Source organism: Halomonas sp. HP20-15 (assembly GCF_033446685.1).
Taxonomy (GTDB): domain Bacteria; phylum Pseudomonadota; class Gammaproteobacteria; order Pseudomonadales; family Halomonadaceae; genus Modicisalibacter.
Map to the genome: position 1 here is coordinate 1 of NZ_JAWQLY010000030.1, position 1,887 is coordinate 1,887.

Below are 1,887 nucleotides of genomic sequence, written 5' to 3' on the forward strand. Positions count from 1 at the left end.
CGACGACCCGGACGCGGCGCTGGCCCAGGTCCGCAGCCGCGAGGAAGGCGCCCCGCCGGTGCGCAGCGCCTTCGACCGCGGCGTGGTGTGGTGCGCCCGGCGCGTCGCCTGGCTGGTGTTCATCGCCATGGCGATCAGCGTCTACGAAGTGTTCATGCGCTATGGCCTCGATTCGCCGACCTCCTGGGTCCACGAGTCGGTGGTGATGCTGGTGGCGGTGACCTTCGCCCTCGGCGGGCCCTCGGCCCTGGCCAGCAACAAGCACATCCGCGTGCGCATCCTCTACGACACCGCCGGGCCGCGCTTTCGGCTGTGGCTCGACCGCTTCAACGACATCGTGACCTTCGGCTTCTGCCTGGCGATGAGCTATGCCGCCTACGTGATGTTCTGGGACGCCTCGCACAACCCGCTGGGCGAGTGGTCGCTGGAGCGCTCCGGGACCTCCTGGAACCCGCCGTTCCCGGCGCTGGTCAAGGGCATCATCATGGTCGCGCTGATCGTGATGTGCATCCAGGCGTTCATCCACATGCTGCAGTCGCTGCGCGGCAAGCCCGCGCTGCCGGCCACCGATGACGAGGGCACCGCCTAATGGATATCGCCGACGGAACGATCCTGATGGTCGGGGCGATCTTCGCCCTGCTGGTCACCGGACTGCCGCTGGCCTTCATCACCGGGCTGGTGGCGCTGGTCTTCACCTTCGGCTGGTTCGGCGGCAATGCGCTGCCGCTGGTCACCAGCCGGGTGTATGGCTTCGTCACCGAGTATTCGCTGGTGGCGGTGCCGATGTTCGTGTTGATGGCCTCGTTGCTCGACCGCTCGGGGATCGCCAAGGACCTGTTCAACGCCATGCGGGTGTTCGCCGGCCGGCTGCCCGGCGGGGTGGCGGTGCAGACCGTGGTGGTGGCGTTCTTCCTCGCCGCGCTGTCGGGGATCATCGGCGGCGAGATCGTGCTGCTGGGGATCCTCGCGCTGCCGCAGATGCTGCGCCTGGGCTATGACAAGCACCTGTCGATCGGCGTGGTGTGCGCCGGCGGCTCGCTGGGCACGATGATGCCGCCGTCGATCGTGCTGATCATCTACGGGCTGATCGCCAGCCAGTCGATCGCCGACCTGTTCACCGCGGCGATCACCCCGGCGCTGCTGCTGATGGGCAGCTACATCGCCTACGTGCTGATCCGCTGCCTGCGCAACCCCGCGCTCGGCCCGCCGCTGACCGAGGCCAATCGCCAGGAGACCTTCGCCACCAAGGGCCAGGCGCTCAAGGCGATCATCGTTCCCGGGCTGATCGCCTTCATGGTGCTGGGCTCGATCTACGGCGGCGTGGCCTCGGTCACCGAAGCCGCGGCGATGGGCGTGTTCGGCGTGCTGCTGGCGGTGATCGCGCGCGGCGAGTTCTCGTTCAAGACCATGCACGAGAGCCTCGGCCAGACGCTGATGACCTGCGGCATGATCATCTGGATCGGCATCGGCGCCGCGGCGCTGGTCGGGGTCTACAACCTGATGGGCGGCAACCGCTTCATCTCGGCGCTGATCATGGGCCTGGACGTCGCGCCGATCGTGATCATCCTGGTGATGATGGCGATCCTGCTGGTGCTGGGCATGTTCCTCGACTGGATCGGGGTGGCGATGCTGACGCTGCCGATCTTCGTGCCGATCATCGACCAGCTGGGCTACAGCCCGATCTGGTTCGGCATCCTGTTCGCGGTCAACATGCAGGTGTCGTTTTTGTCGCCGCCGTTCGGCCCGGCCGCGTTCTACCTGAAGGGCGTGGCGCCGCCGGAGATCAGCCTCAAGGACATCTTCGTCTCGCTGCTGCCGTTCATCGCCATCCAGCTGTGCGTGCTGACGCTGCTGCTGGTGTGGCCCAACCTGGCCATGTGGCTGGTG

General features: G+C 67.1%; 2 protein-coding genes. Both read left to right on the plus strand.

Annotated features, from left to right (window positions below):
- Positions 1-19: 19 nt before the first annotated feature.
- Positions 20-589, plus strand: a complete 570-nt coding sequence (locus R6258_RS18690; RefSeq protein WP_412176396.1) for a TRAP transporter small permease subunit — start codon at positions 20-22, stop codon at positions 587-589.
- On the plus strand, positions 589-1,887 hold a 1,299-nt coding region (locus R6258_RS18695; protein ID WP_318453446.1), incomplete at its 3' end, for a TRAP transporter large permease subunit. The genes R6258_RS18690 and R6258_RS18695, both read left to right, overlap by 1 nt.